The 14772-nt window shown below is 30.4% G+C and carries 15 protein-coding genes; 9 read left to right on the top strand and 6 right to left on the bottom strand.

All coding sequences use genetic code 11. The features are described from left to right. Positions 1-130: 130 nt before the first annotated feature. The 3 genes from NNH57_RS24535 to NNH57_RS24525 all read left to right on the top strand — a co-directional run bounded on the left by NNH57_RS24535 (position 131) and on the right by NNH57_RS24525 (position 3844). Positions 131-1210, top strand: coding sequence for a serine hydrolase domain-containing protein (locus tag NNH57_RS24535; protein WP_199915405.1), 1080 nt, complete (start codon positions 131-133; stop codon positions 1208-1210). 18 nt (positions 1211-1228) lie between these two features. Further along, a complete protein-coding gene (locus NNH57_RS24530; RefSeq protein ID WP_108807537.1) occupies positions 1229-2125 on the top strand; it encodes a PD40 domain-containing protein in 897 nt (298 codons plus the stop codon). Positions 2126-2194: 69 nt separating this feature from the next. After that, positions 2195-3844: a serine hydrolase domain-containing protein gene (locus NNH57_RS24525; RefSeq protein ID WP_108807538.1), complete on the top strand. Its 1650-nt coding sequence runs from the start codon at positions 2195-2197 to the stop codon at positions 3842-3844. A 31-nt stretch (positions 3845-3875) separates the two neighbouring features. Here the strand turns inward: NNH57_RS24525 and NNH57_RS24520 are convergent, their stop codons facing one another. The 5 genes from NNH57_RS24520 to NNH57_RS24500 all read right to left on the bottom strand — a co-directional run bounded on the left by NNH57_RS24520 (position 3876) and on the right by NNH57_RS24500 (position 7705). Next, a complete protein-coding gene (locus tag NNH57_RS24520) occupies positions 3876-4436 on the bottom strand; it encodes a porin family protein (RefSeq protein WP_108807539.1) in 561 nt (186 codons plus the stop codon). A gap of 115 nt (positions 4437-4551) precedes the next feature. Further along, positions 4552-5004, bottom strand: coding sequence for a hypothetical protein (locus tag NNH57_RS24515; RefSeq protein WP_074406769.1), 453 nt, complete (start codon positions 5002-5004; stop codon positions 4552-4554). 101 nt (positions 5005-5105) lie between these two features. Then, entirely contained in the window at positions 5106-6158 is a 1053-nt protein-coding gene (locus NNH57_RS24510; RefSeq protein ID WP_074406142.1) for an alpha/beta fold hydrolase, read from the bottom strand. Continuing rightward, positions 6155-6769: a hypothetical protein gene (locus NNH57_RS24505; RefSeq protein ID WP_132066230.1), complete on the bottom strand. Its 615-nt coding sequence runs from the start codon at positions 6767-6769 to the stop codon at positions 6155-6157. Before NNH57_RS24505 ends, NNH57_RS24510 begins: the two co-directional genes overlap by 4 nt. A 24-nt stretch (positions 6770-6793) precedes the next feature. After that, on the bottom strand, positions 6794-7705 hold the full coding sequence (locus tag NNH57_RS24500) for a hypothetical protein (protein WP_108807541.1): 912 nt from the start codon (positions 7703-7705) through the stop codon (positions 6794-6796). Positions 7706-7971: 266 nt separating this feature from the next. Here NNH57_RS24500 and NNH57_RS24495 point away from each other — a divergent pair, with 266 nt between their 5' ends. The 6 genes from NNH57_RS24495 to NNH57_RS24470 all read left to right on the top strand — a co-directional run bounded on the left by NNH57_RS24495 (position 7972) and on the right by NNH57_RS24470 (position 12927). Then, positions 7972-9012 carry a sensor histidine kinase gene (locus NNH57_RS24495; RefSeq protein ID WP_074406145.1) on the top strand — a complete coding sequence of 347 codons (1041 nt, stop codon included), beginning with the start codon at positions 7972-7974 and terminating at the stop codon, positions 9010-9012. A 645-nt stretch (positions 9013-9657) separates the two neighbouring features. After that, positions 9658-10971 carry a hypothetical protein gene (locus NNH57_RS24490; RefSeq protein WP_108807542.1) on the top strand — a complete coding sequence of 438 codons (1314 nt, stop codon included), beginning with the start codon at positions 9658-9660 and terminating at the stop codon, positions 10969-10971. Between the two features lie 13 nt (positions 10972-10984). Continuing rightward, entirely contained in the window at positions 10985-11221 is a 237-nt protein-coding gene (locus tag NNH57_RS24485) for a hypothetical protein (RefSeq protein ID WP_132066228.1), read from the top strand. A gap of 384 nt (positions 11222-11605) precedes the next feature. Next, entirely contained in the window at positions 11606-11926 is a 321-nt protein-coding gene (locus NNH57_RS24480; RefSeq protein ID WP_074406148.1) for a hypothetical protein, read from the top strand. A gap of 11 nt (positions 11927-11937) precedes the next feature. Next, positions 11938-12348 (top strand): hypothetical protein, encoded by a 411-nt coding sequence (locus tag NNH57_RS24475; protein WP_074406149.1) that lies wholly within the window; start codon positions 11938-11940, stop codon positions 12346-12348. Between the two features lie 12 nt (positions 12349-12360). Continuing rightward, complete coding sequence (locus NNH57_RS24470; protein WP_074406150.1) at positions 12361-12927, top strand: hypothetical protein; 567 nt, start codon at positions 12361-12363, stop codon at positions 12925-12927. Positions 12928-13289: 362 nt separating this feature from the next. On the opposite strand, the gene NNH57_RS24465 is transcribed toward NNH57_RS24470, so the two are convergent. After that, positions 13290-14576, bottom strand: a complete 1287-nt coding sequence (locus tag NNH57_RS24465; protein ID WP_108807543.1) for a tetratricopeptide repeat protein — start codon at positions 14574-14576, stop codon at positions 13290-13292. Between the last annotated feature and the right edge of the window lie 196 nt (positions 14577-14772).

The raw sequence follows: 14772 nt of genomic DNA, 5'->3' as shown, positions 1-14772 counted from the left end.
TTACATCTGATGGCGAAAAAAAGTTTTCTTTACAAAAATTAATGTAGGAAATAGCAATGTTAATTTCATTCTATTAGGTAATCATTGCTTTCTACAAGTTTAATGATTCTAAAATCTAAAAAAAAACAATATGAAATATATACTTACTATTGTAGTTTGTTTTTTATGTGTTCTACATAGCAGTGCCCAACTCAATTTTTCTAAAGCCAATAAAAGTAATATTCCTCTATTAAATAAGATGGACAGTATTGTTTCTTCTGGCAAGTACGAACGCATTACAAGTATTTTAATAGCTAAAGATGGCAATGTTTTATTTGAAAAGTATTACAACGAAAATGATGTTAATTCTAAGCATAATACACGTTCTGCTACTAAAACCATGGCAACATTACTAACGGGTATTGCAATAGATAAAGGATATATTACCTCTGAAAATGATAAGGTTTTTGACTATTTACGACATAAACTTCCAGTTAAAAACCCCGATAAACGTAAAGAAAAAATTACAATCGAAGATCTCTTAACCATGAGCTCAGTTTTAGAATGTAGTGATTGGAATCATTACTCCAGAGGTAATGAAGAGCGTATGTATATCATAGAAGATTGGGCTAAATTTTATTTAGACCTTCCTGTTTTTTCATATCCTTATGGACCCAAACCAGAAAAACAACCTTATGGTCGGGCTTTTAGCTATTGTAGTGCTGGAGCTGCTTTAATGGCAGAAATCTTACAAAGCGCCATTAAAAGTGATTTGACCAAATTTGCAAAGAAGCATCTTTTTGAACCTTTAGCAATTAAAGACTATACATTGCATTATACACCTCATAAAATATTAAATACCGCTGGAGGGAGTGAATATAGAAGTCGAGATTTTTTGAAATTAATACAGTTATGCATAAACAAAGGACAATGGAATGGGAAACAAATTATTTCATCGTCATGGATTGAAAAGGCAACTACACCAAAGGCAAATGTTCGTAAAAATACCGATTATGGTTATCTGTTATGGTTAAAAAGTTTTGGGAAAAACAAGAAATATAAATCTTACTCTATGTCTGGTACTGGAGGAAATAAAGTTTTAGCATGTCCCGAATTAAATATGTCTGTTGTTATTACTACAACTAACTATAGTAATAGAGATGCTCATTTTTATACTGATGAAATTATAAATGAGTTTATTATTCCGGCTATAGAACAACTAAAAGATTAAAAAAAAATATTAAAAAGGATGAGATTGAAAATTATATATTTAGCATTAGTAATTCTATCAACAACAAGTTGTTTAAGCCAGGTAAATGAAAAACTCAAATATCTAAAACAAAAACCACCATCAACCACTCCTCAAATTTTTGCACCCGATATTATTTCTAAAGAGGATGAATACGAGTTTGGGTCAGTCTTTAATAATGATGCTACTGAATTCTTCTATGGAGTTGCTATCAACGGAAAAGAAGAAATTCGATATTCTAAACTTGTTGGAGAAAACTGGAGCAACCCCGAAGTATTATTGACGCATAAGGAATATGGTTATAATGATCCTTTTCTTTCACCTGATGAGAATAGATTGTACTTTATATCTAAAAGAACTTTAAATGGTTTCGGGGATCCAAAAGATTATGACATCTGGTATGTTGAAAGATCTGTTAATGGATGGTCGGAGCCTATAAATGCAGGACCAAATATCAACTCAAACGCAAATGAATATTACATTTCATTTACCAACGATGATACTATGTATTTTTCATCAAACAAAATTGGATCTAACTTCGACATCTATGCTTCAAAATATGTGAAAGGAGAATTTCAAAAGCCAGTTCCATTAAGTGATTCAATTAATACCCCAGATTATGAAGCAGATGTTTTCATTGCCCCGGATGAATCTTATATTATTTTTTGTGGCACAAGGCAAGATGGTCTAGGCAGAGGCGATTTGTACATCAGTTTCAAAAATACCGACGATGGAACATGGTCTAAATCTGTCAATATGGGTGAACTCATAAACACTAAAAATCATGAACTATGTCCGTTTGTAAGCAAAGACGGAAAATATCTCTTTTATACAAGTAATCAAGATATTTACTGGGTAGATGCAAAAATATTAGACCGTTATAAGAGACTAAAATAAATGTCACTGATACTAATTTCATTCTATTTTAAAACAACAATTTTCATCAAATCAAATTAAATCACAACTATGAAATCAAATCATTTTTTAGTACTTATTGTTTGTATATTAATATCGTGCAAGAATAATAGTCAGTCAAAATCAAATAATGCAAATTCAACCGAAATAGAGAACTTATATTTTTCAACAGTAGACTTTACAAAAGCTAAAATTTCCTCAGAAGAATATTCAAAAAACTTCAATTTACATAACGACAACTACCTTAGTATTGTTTTCAACTTAAATAAACCATTGATACAAAGTCTTCAAGAATTAGCCCCAACCTTATCTGAAGATGAATTATTAAGCAAAGGAAATTTTCAATTTTCATATTTAGTAGATGGAAAATTAATTTATGTGGAAAACTTAAACACTGGAGCAGGGCCAAAAACACGTAAAACAGAAAAACTTAGGCAAGTAATACCACTAGTAACACCAGAACAAATTAATTTTTGGGGCTGGTTTATGTGGCAACGATTTATGAAAATTAATGGTGGGCTAGATGCGTTTACTGAAGGAAATCACACGTTAAGCATAGAAATAAAGCCGTATTTAAGGGATGGTACATTAAAAGTTGGTCCTCTTTTGGCAAAAGGAAATATCGCTGTAGAAGTGCCTAAAATACATATAGATGAAAATTTAGTTCCTGTTCAGAAAATACAACCTAATAGTGGTTGGGAAATTTCTAAAGCTAATTTTGACAACAATAAAATTGAAGCTCTAAATAGAAAAATAGCAGAAGGTAGATTTGAAGATATTAATGGAATTGTTGTGATAAAAGATGGTAAACTCTTAATAGAGGAATATTTTAACGGCGCAGCAAGAGGTAGTTTGCACAACACTATGTCGGTAGGAAAGTCATTTGCTTCTACAATAATGGGTATTACCATTAAAGAGAAATTAATAAAAAATGAAAATACTTTGCTAAAAGACTTTTACGATTTAAAGTCATATAAGAATTATAGTCCCAAAAAAGATTCTGTAACTCTAAAATCACTTTTAACCATGAGTTCTGGATTTGTTGGCAATGATAATGACGAGGACAGTCCAGGGACTGAATTTAAAATGCAATCCTCTAATGACTGGGTAAAATTCACGTTAGATTTACCTATGCATGAAAGCAAAGTAATAGGTAAGGATTATAATTACTTTACTGCTGGTTCTGGTTTGCTAGGGGATATTATTCATAAATCAGTTCCAAACGGACTGGTTTCCTACGCCGATAAAAAATTATTTGCCCCCTTAGGTATTACCAATTATAAGTGGTTTTATACCCCTCAAAATATTGCATATACAGGTGGAGGAATACAACTACGCGCTATTGATTTTGCAAAATATGGACAACTTTATAAAAACAAAGGCAAATGGAATGGCAAACAAATCCTCACTGAAGAATGGGTAAAGAAAAGCTTAACCAAACAAGTGTCCAGAGCCTATGCAGATGCAGGAGAAGATGGATATTATGGGTACCTTTTTTTTAATAATATATATAAAGTAGATGGGAAAAACTACGAAGTTTTTTTTTCCGCGGGTAACGGGGGTAATAAGATCCTTGTTTTTAAAGACATTCCTTTTGTTGTCGTTATCACTGCCTCAGCATATGGTAAACCAGGTAATCAAATCAATGTTAATAAAATGATGACTGATTATATATTACCTGCAATACTAGAAAAACAATAAAACCAACGGCTTAGATATAAAAGTTTAGGTGTTAAAAGAAATATCCAACAGATAGTTGAAATACTCCATTTCTATTTTTGTCCGAAAAACCATCTACATCATTAATGTTAGATAATCCTAGATTATATCTAGCACTAAAATAGATACCGTTATCAAGAGTATAGCCCAAACCAAAATTTACTCCAAAATCTGTTGTTTTATAAAGATCTTTATTATTGTTTGCACCTCCTTTTGTAGAAAGTAAAAAACCAACTTGGGGTCCAGCTTCTAGACTCAATCTTTCTGTGACATAGTACTTTGCTATTAATGGAATGTTCAAATAATTTAGTGCAATTCTGTCTTCAGAATCATTTTTTGTATTAAATCCTTGTCCGGAATATAATAATTCAGGTTGTAAAGAGAATTTGTTTGAAACCTTAATTTCGGCTAGGGCTCCAAAATGAAAATCTGTGTTAGGATCAACATTTTTTGCATTGTCTCCAGTGATAAAAGCAAGGTTTAAACCTGCTTTAACTCCAAATTTAATTTTTTGAGCGTTAACATTGGATAACCCTAAAACTGTAATAACAGTTATTAATATTAATTTTTTCATAATTTATATTTTTTAATTAATTGATGCGAATGTAGATAACAAAACAAAACGAAAAGTTAATTTTGTGATTGTAGAAGTACAGAAACAAAGGAATTATACGAATTAGGACGTTTCTTTAATTCAATTTTCTTTTAAAAATATAGCGTGTAATAAAAATACCATTGCCGTCATTTGTACCTGCATCACTTTCTACTGCACTTGTTACGAATATCAAATCCCAACCTTCAGAAATCATTGCTGTTAATTTTGAGGAAATTACAGCATCATTTGCTGCTATATTTTGAAATCGTATACCAACTACATTATAAAAGTTTAATAATTTTGTTTCCTCAAAACCCTTTACTCTAATATCTTTTCTTTTAGACTTATTTCTAGTATTATCATCTTTTGTTCGCGAAGAAGTAAATTCTTTATAGTCTCTTTTATCAACAGATGAAATTAATCGTGATCTACCTAATCCATCCGGTATAATAGATTCTACGCTTGTAATTACTTTTACTTCAAACTCTTGTTTTACTGTGTCTTGCGCAAAAATTGTAGTTATAAACAATGTGAATACTAATACCATTGTTATTAATTTAAATTTTATCATTTTATTTTTTATGTTATTATTTAAAAGGTAACATTGCTTATGATGTGGCAACGTTAAATATGGGTAGTCACAAAACATTATTTATGTTCATTCATAAATCGAAGTACTTCTTGGGCAAACAGGTCGGGCTCGCTAAACAACGGAGCGTGACCTGATCTATCAAATATGAGTAATTCTTTGGACGTTGAACCTATGTTTTCAAAAGCAGTTTGAGCAGAAGCTACAGGCACTATCATGTCGTATTTACCAGATATAAATAAGGATGGTATCGTTATTTCCGGAAGCCGACTCGTCAAATCAAGAGTTTGAAATAAACCTTGATCATCTAGTGTACCTCCTATTTGAAGAGTATTCCAATTTCTAGTCCAAAAGTTATATGTAAAGAATGTACCTACACCTTCTGATCCGTTATCATCAAAATCTATAAAACCATCTTCGTGTAACGCTTTTTCCGCTTTGAAAGCCTTCATATTAAGTTTTCGGTTATCATCGAAATTAATTACTGGATCTACTTGAGAGACAAGTTCTAAAACAGACTTCCAGAAATCGACACTATTACCTAATGCTATTTGAGTGTTTGCGGTATTCGTAAATGTTTCTATGTATTGATTATATAATCTAGCTGGACTATAGGCTCCATCTAAACCTATCCATCCTTTAAAGTCACTTTGATCTTTTAGCAGGGCAGCCGTTCCTAGTGTTCCACCCCAGCTGTGCCCTATTAAAAAGAAACGTGAATCACTACCAAATTTACGTTTCATCACTTTTATCAGTGCTAGTACGTCTTCTGCCATAAGGTCTAAGCTTACATCTTTTTCAGAGTAATGCCCTTGTGAATTACCAGATCCACGTTGATCAAAATATACAACGCCATACTGATTTTCTATTTGGTTAAATGCCTCTCCAGAAAAACTTAATCCTATATCACCTGGACCACCGTGTAATGTGATTAAGAAAACCTTTTCACTGCCGTTTCCTTTTATGTATGCAGGCATATCTGCATTTTTGTGACGAACAAAGATGGTTTCATCTAAGTTATTTAGATTATCATCATTAGAGCAAGCAGTAACTAAACATATTGTAATTGCTATGAATACTATTTTTAAGAATAATTTATTTAATTGTCTCATTGTTTTTTGTTTTTAAAATTAAAACGAAAACCATATTGTAAGAAAAGCGTAGGGAACGTACCAGCATTGTAGTTAAAACGTGGACTAAAAGTGATATTAAAATAACTGCCAGAACGTATTTTTCCTTTGTGTTGTCTACCTATTCCAACAGAAAGGGTAGGATTATAATACCCTCGTCCAGGCAGAAACACTTTCTCTACATTATCTCCTTTAACTTCATAGGTCTCTGGCAAGAATGAGCGATAATACCCCAATGGGTTTAACGCTACATGTAGCTGCCATCTTTTTGGACTTGTTCTTCGCCATATAAGTCCATAATAAGTATGCAAACCATTATCTGTTCGGTTAGCGAAATTGGTCGAATACCCTAAACTTCCATTAAACAAAAATTGATGTGTAATTATTTTTTGACCTTTCTTTTTTTCTTTAATATTTTTCTTTTCTTTCCAGAGATATTCAGCACCAAAATTAATGCCGTTATCCCATAATAGATTACCATAATAGCCTACTTTAAATTCCGTCCTATTTAAAAAAGAAGAACCGTTAGTCTGACTTTGAGCTTGAAAATTTATGGCATACATCAATAGCAAAACAATACTATATTTTTTCATGTTTTTAAATTATCGTGTTACTATTTACTGTTGTAATTCAATTCCGAAGGCATCTTTAAAACCTTGCACTATGAAATTTTCAAGAGTGGTATCATGATCTCCAGGCCCAGCAATTAAGTTGGTGTTTTTCGACTCTAAAAACTGAATCTCACTAGTGGTAAGACTACCGACAGCTTGATCTATAGCCCCATAAATGTATGTTACGTTCGATAGGTCCGAAATGGTATTAAAAAGTTGTGTATACCTGTTCATTAAGAATCCAGCACCTATTCTATTAAGATTTCTATCTTTTACGTCCAGAGCTGGATCTGCTTCTACTATGGGAGTAACACCGTTTTCAAAAAAACCATTTCTTCCTTCGGCGGCTCCTTGCCAAATAGCATCGTTCATATCTAATCTACCTGTAACAATAAGATACTTATCGGCGCTATCTATTCCTTTTTTTGCAATGAGATCTTGTGTTACAAACGAACCAAATGATAATCCTAAAACATACACTGTTCTACCTTGGTCTTTAAAATAGGTAGTCACTTTAGAAAGCATCTCTATACTTTCTGTATTAAAAGAACTAGCTTGGGTTAATGTGATATCATTTCCAGCCACTATATCAGGGTTTAATGTTTGTGCTTGATGTACAGTTACAGTTAAAATATCCTTTGGATTAAGAAATCCAGAAAACTGGTCTACTACATCTGTAGCAAATGCTGTACTAGGACCACCTGGGATAGTTATCAGCACCGTAGGGGCTTTTTCGTCTCCTTGGAAATAAATTAAATCTTTAATCTCTTGGGATATGTCAGTAATTATAGGCTTAGAATTCCCATCATCATCTTTAGAACATGAGAATATAACGATTGAGAATATTACAACTAGAACCGTATTAGTTATAGAATGTAAACGATTGGATTTTGTCATTTTTAAGGGCGCTTTTTTCATTATTCGTATTTTTTTGATTCATCAAAAAACACACAAAGTAATTGCCAAACATACATTCAGTTTTTACTAAAAAAGATGTATTGTCTTAGGTATAAAGAACTATAGAATGGCAAAAGATGTATTTTTTTATTTATAATTTTTGAGCAAAGAAATGAGTAAAAAGGCTTTAAAATATAGTAATTTGATAACCGTTGAATAATTATTGACGAACGTAATAATTGCTTTATTACAAATAAATAATATGTTTCTTTGCACAAAAAATATCAATGAGTAAAACCAAATCAATAAAAAAAATAGCAATACATCTGCTGATCTGGTTATTAAATTATTTGTTGATTGCTTTTGTTGTGCAATCAGATTGGAGTGGTTTTAGTAATTTTTCTGATTCTGGTTATAACAGTTTAGCCTATGCCTATGCCTATGGGCTTTTTTTCAATTGCCTTTTGTTTTATATACAAGTGTTTTGGTTAGTCCCCAAATTTTTTATGTATAATAGAAAAGCAACGTACTATGTGCTTTCTTTTTCTATATGCATAGTAATTTCTCTAATTGAAACCTATTTTGATTATATACTGTATGATTTATTTAAAATATATGATACAGATGAATTTATGGATAATTTTAGTGTTACCGTTGCCGTTAACCTAATATATAGTGTCGCTGGTTTTTATTACATCTTTAGACTAGCGCACAAAAAATCTGAAAAGGAAAAGCAAATACTAATAAAAGAATCGTTTAAGGCAGAATTAAAATATCTAAAAGCACAGTTAAATCCTCACTTTTTATTTAATGGAATTAATAATGTTTATCATTTAATAGGTAAAAATGATACCCTAGCTAAAGATACGTTACTTCAGTTTTCAGAGCTACTACGCTATCAATTGTATGAAAGTGGTACTCAAATTATCTTAGAGAAGGAATTAAACTTTGTATTACAGTATATTAAGATGGAAAAAACCCGTAGGGGTTCAGATATTCAGCTAACCTACAATATAGAATTTGAGAATCCTACAAAAAAAATAGTACCATTATTATTAATTCCAATTATAGAAAATGCATTTAAGCATTGTAGTAATCATACCAACAATTATGATAATATTATAAACATAAAGATTAAAGAAGTAGGAGGTAAGCTCTCGCTAAATTGTACAAATACTTTTGATGGGATAACAGGTAAGAATGCTGTCGGGGGAATCGGTTTAATAAATGTAAAAAGACGCTTGTCATTAGTATATCCAGATACGTATGAATTAATCATACGTAAGGAAAACTCAAGTTTTATAGTTGACTTAAAAATAGATTTATAGAAAAGAATAGAATGAAACAACTAAACTGTTTAATCATCGATGGGTTGATGTGGCTGGGAACATTATAGCTGCTAAATACTGGCGTGTATTTGCTACACTACTATTTGTACTATAATGTACTTGCGTTATGTATTACCCTGAGCTGTCACACTGAACTTGTCGAAGTGTTGCCGAAGGGTCACTTTGCTTTGGTACGACATAATTTTGAAGATTCAGAATCTTTGAAATTGTGGGCAAGGAGGTGCGTTGGCTTTTTTAGTTCTACAGTTTATTTTTAAAAGTTTTCTAATGAAATGTTTCTTTATAAATATAATACTTATTATACGAGATAGCCTGTGCTGAGCGTAGTCGAAGTAGCAGGAGGGGAGTGTAATGTGTGTGGAATGGGAATATTTCCTATCATTATAAATACCTACTAATGGGTATTTTATTTCAACCCTTATATGAATATATTTACTACGTATTGAAAATAGGGATTTTCATCTGTTTTTTAACGAATAGCATTTTGTTAAATTTCGATACTTCAATCGTCATTTTTAATCCCCCATACTTAGTTACCAATTTTTATTAATTACCCCTATTATAGAGTATGTTTTAGTTTTTATTATAAACACTTAAATTTTAATTTGTTAGAATCACATAATAATGGAAAATAAAGGATTAAAAATTATAGGATTATTTTCATTGCTTGCAATTGGAATAGGAAGAAATGCAGATACACTTTTCCGAGGTTGTGGATCTGTGGCTAGGGATTCTCTGATTAAGAATCCTGATAATGTTTTTGATGTGAGAAATAATGAGGAGGTATTTAGATCAATTAAGGAGAGTTTTATTAATACAAAAGGAGATCTAACAGAATTTAAAAAGAAACATGTAGCTCATTTAATGAAAATGGTTGAGAATGGTTCTGTAACCATGGATGAAATTACAGAATTTTTACACAATGTAGATGATTTGAAACTTGGATTTGGAGCCTCAAATAAAATCACCTTAGAGTATCAGAATATTTTCCTTGAAACTCAAAGTTTAGATGAAGCTAAAAATTCAATAATTCCAATAGAATTAAAGATAGATAAGGGAAAAAATGAATTATTTGGATTATTCACAGGTCAAATTTTAAATCAAGAGCAAGCTGTGCTTATTTCTAAAATAACTAAAAGAAAATTTAATGCTACGCCCAACAAGTACTATAATTATATATTAATGAATTCTGATATTGATGGAAAAGTAGAAGTCAGAACAATTCATGGTATAAGAGAAAATAATACATCGGACCCTTTTAAAAAAATAAATATAAGTAATAAATCAAAAGTTATTATTAAAGGAGCAATTAGTAAGGAGCTTATTGAACTGTGTTCTAAGAAAAATATTAGATTCATAAAACCCTATTCAACATTTTTAAAGGAGTTAAATATTATTCCCGATCAAATTCAGTTTGTATTGGTGGCTTCTAAAAATCAAACAGAATTAAAATCTTCGTATAAAATTTCAGATAATCAAGCTGCGAAACTTCTAAAAGGTATAGAACAAATAGAAAAGAGAGAATATTTTGATATAGTGAATACAGAAGAAAAGCTAACAACCGTTTTAGGTCTAATTAAAGCTAAAGGTAAATATCCCGTAGTAATTTTTAATAATGTTGATAATTTGTTATTTGGAAAGAAACCTTCTCAAATAGGTATTAGTGATTTTATAACATGTAATAGTTATAGGTATAAAAATACCACTAATGGTTACATTTCTACAGATTTTATTTATTTAGAGGATATTTTAAAATCCATTGATATTTCAAAAAATAGAAGTTTCGAATCAGCTGATGAATTTTGGAATAATGTAATTAAAGAATACAATAACAAATTAACTGGAAAATTAAATCTAAAAATTACAGCGACAGCAGTAATAGGAACTGGAGTGATTGGATCTGGTGGATACGTTATATACTATAATATTAACAAGTAAAAAAGCAATTAAAATGGTTAAACTTTTTGGCTCTACAATAAGAGAAACTCTTGGAGTATTATTTAATTCGGTACACTTAGATGGAAATGAACAAAATACGGTAACACAAAATGATAAAATAAAAGCAATAGGAAGATTGATTGTTACAACAATTTTGCTTGGCTTTTCCATTTATCTAACTGTAAGCACAGATAACTCTGAACTTGGTAGTACTATTATAGGTGGAATTATTGGATATTGGCTTAAGTAAAAATAGATTTATACTATAATGTTCTGCGTTATGTAACTTGTGCTTTGGAGAAAAAAGCGATTATAACTCCCTATTTTCTTTTTAGATTTTTTTCTTCTACAAATTTTCTTCTAAAAGGTAATGAAATACTCTTTTTGCAGCTGGGCGTAGGAGTTGCGGTAAAATGTGTCTGGAATAGGGTTATTCTATACTTATTTTCAATTAATTATGGGAAACTGCAAATAATTATGCCATCAAACTATTATTTTATGTGTGATTATAAAACTACTAAGAAATTCTCCCCATTTCGTTAATCTTTAATTTACCCATTATTGGGTATTTAAACGCTATGAATTTGGCTATACATTGTCTTATAAATTAATCTAATTATTAAAACTAAAAATTATGCCTTGTGAATCCTTTATTGTAAACAATGTTTCTAATGAAATGAAAGAAAGAATATTAAACGGTCTTGAAGCCTCAGGAGCTGATATCCGAGGAAATAATCCTTATGAAGTAAATTTAAGTAGGGGAGTTATTAATATTGAGATTGAAGCTTATTGGGATTCTACGAGTCTTGATCTAGAGATTAAAGTCGTTAGAAAACCTTTTTTAGTGTCTTGTGATAAAATTGAAGAAAAACTAAGGGAAGAAATTGAAAAATCGAGAGACGATGATTATGATGAAGATATTTTTGTAGATATGAACTTCGATGACGACTACTAAAAACAAATAATATGGATATATTTTATTATATAGTTGTGGGGGTAATAGTCGCTTCGGTATTATTATTATTTGGATTGGAAATATTAGCTAAACTCAATGATATTCCAAATGATAACGTTAATATAATTATTAGAAACGCAGCTTTTAGTAAATTGTATTTTATCACTTTCGCTTTTGGAGTTGTATCTGGTCATCTCTTTTTAGGGGTAACTTTTAGATGGATAGATTGTAGGGCAATAAAAATACCAATAAATGATTGTGCGATTTTTGATGTCATAGTAATAGTTTTATTAAACTTATTTCTACTGTTAACAGGATTTATATTTAAATTTAATACTTCTCGGCCTTTGTTTCACTTCAGTTTATTTGCTTTAGGTCTTTTTACAGGTCATTTTATATGGAGCATGAATGTATTTAATTGATTTATACGTGCTATGAAAAAACAAATACAACAATTAGTTGATTATGCTAATAATAAGCAAATAAAGAAATTCAAAAGGGTAATACTTTTTGTTTTTATAGCTTTAGTGGTGTTGGATGTTATTTTTGTGTCTATTCCTGAATATCCATCTATAAGTAGAGTTATTTATGGATCCTCACCAAAATTTATAGTTTTAATTTGGTTTTTTGGATTGTTTATATCCAATATTTTTTTTCAAAGAAATGTAATTGATAATAAGTATCAAAGTAAGTATTTTGTTTTACTCGCTACTTGTTCAATATTGTTTCTTATTCTAGGATTTTATTTAAAAAGCATTACAAATATTAATTGCGAAAATTATAAAGAAAAAGAGATTAAATATGTAACTAGAGTCCTTTGTCAAAAACACTATAAATGTAGCGCACAATATGATAATCTAAATTGTGAACTACTCGATTGTAATGATGATGTTGGAAATATCAAATTCAAAATCGATATTACAAATACTATGAAACTTTTAATACTAGTTTTTGGTATAGTTGCAGGTTATTTATTTTGGCCGAAGAAAATAGAATTATAACTATCAAATGGCAAAAACCTATAAATTACTAAATAAGACATTTGTACTATAATGTACTTGCGTTATGTATTACCCTGAGCTTGCCGAAGGATCACTTTGCTTTGGTTAAAAGCGAAAGTTGTTACTACAGTTTCTTGAAAAAATTTAATTCGAAAAGTTTCTTAAAAATGTAATACTCTTTTTGCTGAAAAGGTAGAGGAATGGAGGTAAAATGTGTATGGAATGGAGGTAAAATGTGTATGGAATGGTTTATTTCTTCTGTTAAATAATTAACTCTCTTTTTAAAATCAAAGACTTCATCTTTTAATTTTTGCTTCTGAATATGTGCTAATTATAGTCTTTTCATTAAGATTCACTTCTTTTTATTTTTGTTTTGTGTCTTTTTGTGATTCAAAGACATTTAACAATTTGTTTTTTAGCTTTTCATCTTTTTCTCTTTGTTCAAACAATTTGTCTAACGCTTTATTTGCTAATGATTTGTAATACGATATCTCCTCATCGGGGTTATCTTTTATCAGTGTTTTAAAGGTGCTACTTGCTTTTTCTATCTCTTCATTCAGCACATAAGCAGTCGCTAAGTATTCCCATGCATACATTTGACTATATGAAGACAATTTGTTATAAATAGACGTTAAATGCTCACAGATTTTTAAAAATTCTGGGTAATTAGGCTTATTGTTTTTATAGATTAAACAAAGGTTTAAAGCACCTGCCTCTGTAGGTAGGATTTGATAACAACGTTTCCACCATTTTTCTGCATGGTCATAGTCCTTTAACCCCTTATACCATAATCCCAAATAATTACATGCGGCTTCATGTTCTTTAATAGCTTCTGTTATTTTTTTTGATTTTTTACCAGTATACGGTTTAATGTCTTCTAAATACGGTTCCAGACTTGCTATAGCTGCTTTATTACGCACCTCTTTACTTTCTCCATCATTTTCCTTGTCAACCAGTATATGTCGTGCTTTAAACAACTCTTTACTAATATCGTTTTTACTTGGGTAATTTGGTAATGGATTAATACCTATTTTCTTAAAAAGGATTTTTCCTGGTTCTGTGATTTCTTTATTCCAAAGTGACAGCAACAATTTTTTATTTTCATCAGTAGTAACAAAATCAGCTATAACTTTTTTACGAATTGTGGTTTCAGGAATAATTCCTGTATACATAGGCACCATGCACTCCTCGTTAAAATCGCCAAAGCTTTTTATAAAGACCGAGGCACCTTTCATAACATAAGGTTTAATTTCCGTGTCCTCTAATAGCTTTTGTGCTATATTAGCCAGTACAGTACAGTGCTGAAACATCTCAAAATCCGTGCTATAATCGTAACTTTTTTCCCACGCTTCATTTAGTAATGGTGGCCCCCAAAGGTCTTTAATATCCTCTAAAACGTCGCTATTAGACGATTCGTCTATTTTATTTTTTAACACTCGCATCTGATCCTTAGAATAGATTCCTAATGAGTAGTCAACAACAACATAATCATTATCATCGTCATCATAATCTAGGTACTGGTTTCTTAAAAGGGCAATTTTTTTTATAGACCCTTTTTCATAATCCACTACCTTTTTTAAAAATAAGGATTTGTATTCTTTGAATAGGTATTGGGTCATTTCTTCAAACCATTTTATTTCTTCTTTCATCTTTGGGGTTTTATTATTGTATTTGTTGTTAGTTATTTAGAGCGTAAATATAATTTAAATTTCAGATCAGTTTTATCCCTGAAAACCGTATAATTTATAAGAATAATACTTCTTCTAAATTAAGGCTCAACGATACACGCAATTTTTCTCGCATCGGGTGCTTTAATAGTACATGGTTTTAGTTATAAAGTGCTAA

Origin of the sequence: Aquimarina spinulae, assembly GCF_943373825.1 — a bacterium.
Taxonomy (GTDB): domain Bacteria; phylum Bacteroidota; class Bacteroidia; order Flavobacteriales; family Flavobacteriaceae; genus Aquimarina; species Aquimarina spinulae.
This window is presented reverse-complemented; position numbering and strand designations above follow the sequence as displayed.

What these genes read in the sequence shown, in the direction of transcription:
- NNH57_RS24535 (WP_199915405.1), top strand. Translation starts at nt 131, where the DNA reads ATGAAATATATACTTACTATTGTAGTTTGTTTTTTATGTGTTCTACAT.
- NNH57_RS24530 (WP_108807537.1), top strand. Translation starts at nt 1,229, where the DNA reads ATGAGATTGAAAATTATATATTTAGCATTAGTAATTCTATCAACAACA.
- NNH57_RS24525 (WP_108807538.1), top strand. Translation starts at nt 2,195, where the DNA reads ATGAAATCAAATCATTTTTTAGTACTTATTGTTTGTATATTAATATCG.
- NNH57_RS24520 (WP_108807539.1), bottom strand. Translation starts at nt 4,436, where the DNA reads ATGAAAAAATTAATATTAATAACTGTTATTACAGTTTTAGGGTTATCC.
- NNH57_RS24515 (WP_074406769.1), bottom strand. Translation starts at nt 5,004, where the DNA reads ATGGTATTAGTATTCACATTGTTTATAACTACAATTTTTGCGCAAGAC.
- NNH57_RS24510 (WP_074406142.1), bottom strand. Translation starts at nt 6,158, where the DNA reads ATGAGACAATTAAATAAATTATTCTTAAAAATAGTATTCATAGCAATT.
- NNH57_RS24505 (WP_132066230.1), bottom strand. Translation starts at nt 6,769, where the DNA reads ATGAAAAAATATAGTATTGTTTTGCTATTGATGTATGCCATAAATTTT.
- NNH57_RS24500 (WP_108807541.1), bottom strand. Translation starts at nt 7,705, where the DNA reads ATGAAAAAAGCGCCCTTAAAAATGACAAAATCCAATCGTTTACATTCT.
- NNH57_RS24495 (WP_074406145.1), top strand. Translation starts at nt 7,972, where the DNA reads ATGAGTAAAACCAAATCAATAAAAAAAATAGCAATACATCTGCTGATC.
- NNH57_RS24490 (WP_108807542.1), top strand. Translation starts at nt 9,658, where the DNA reads ATGGAAAATAAAGGATTAAAAATTATAGGATTATTTTCATTGCTTGCA.
- NNH57_RS24485 (WP_132066228.1), top strand. Translation starts at nt 10,985, where the DNA reads ATGGTTAAACTTTTTGGCTCTACAATAAGAGAAACTCTTGGAGTATTA.
- NNH57_RS24480 (WP_074406148.1), top strand. Translation starts at nt 11,606, where the DNA reads ATGCCTTGTGAATCCTTTATTGTAAACAATGTTTCTAATGAAATGAAA.
- NNH57_RS24475 (WP_074406149.1), top strand. Translation starts at nt 11,938, where the DNA reads ATGGATATATTTTATTATATAGTTGTGGGGGTAATAGTCGCTTCGGTA.
- NNH57_RS24470 (WP_074406150.1), top strand. Translation starts at nt 12,361, where the DNA reads ATGAAAAAACAAATACAACAATTAGTTGATTATGCTAATAATAAGCAA.
- NNH57_RS24465 (WP_108807543.1), bottom strand. Translation starts at nt 14,576, where the DNA reads ATGAAAGAAGAAATAAAATGGTTTGAAGAAATGACCCAATACCTATTC.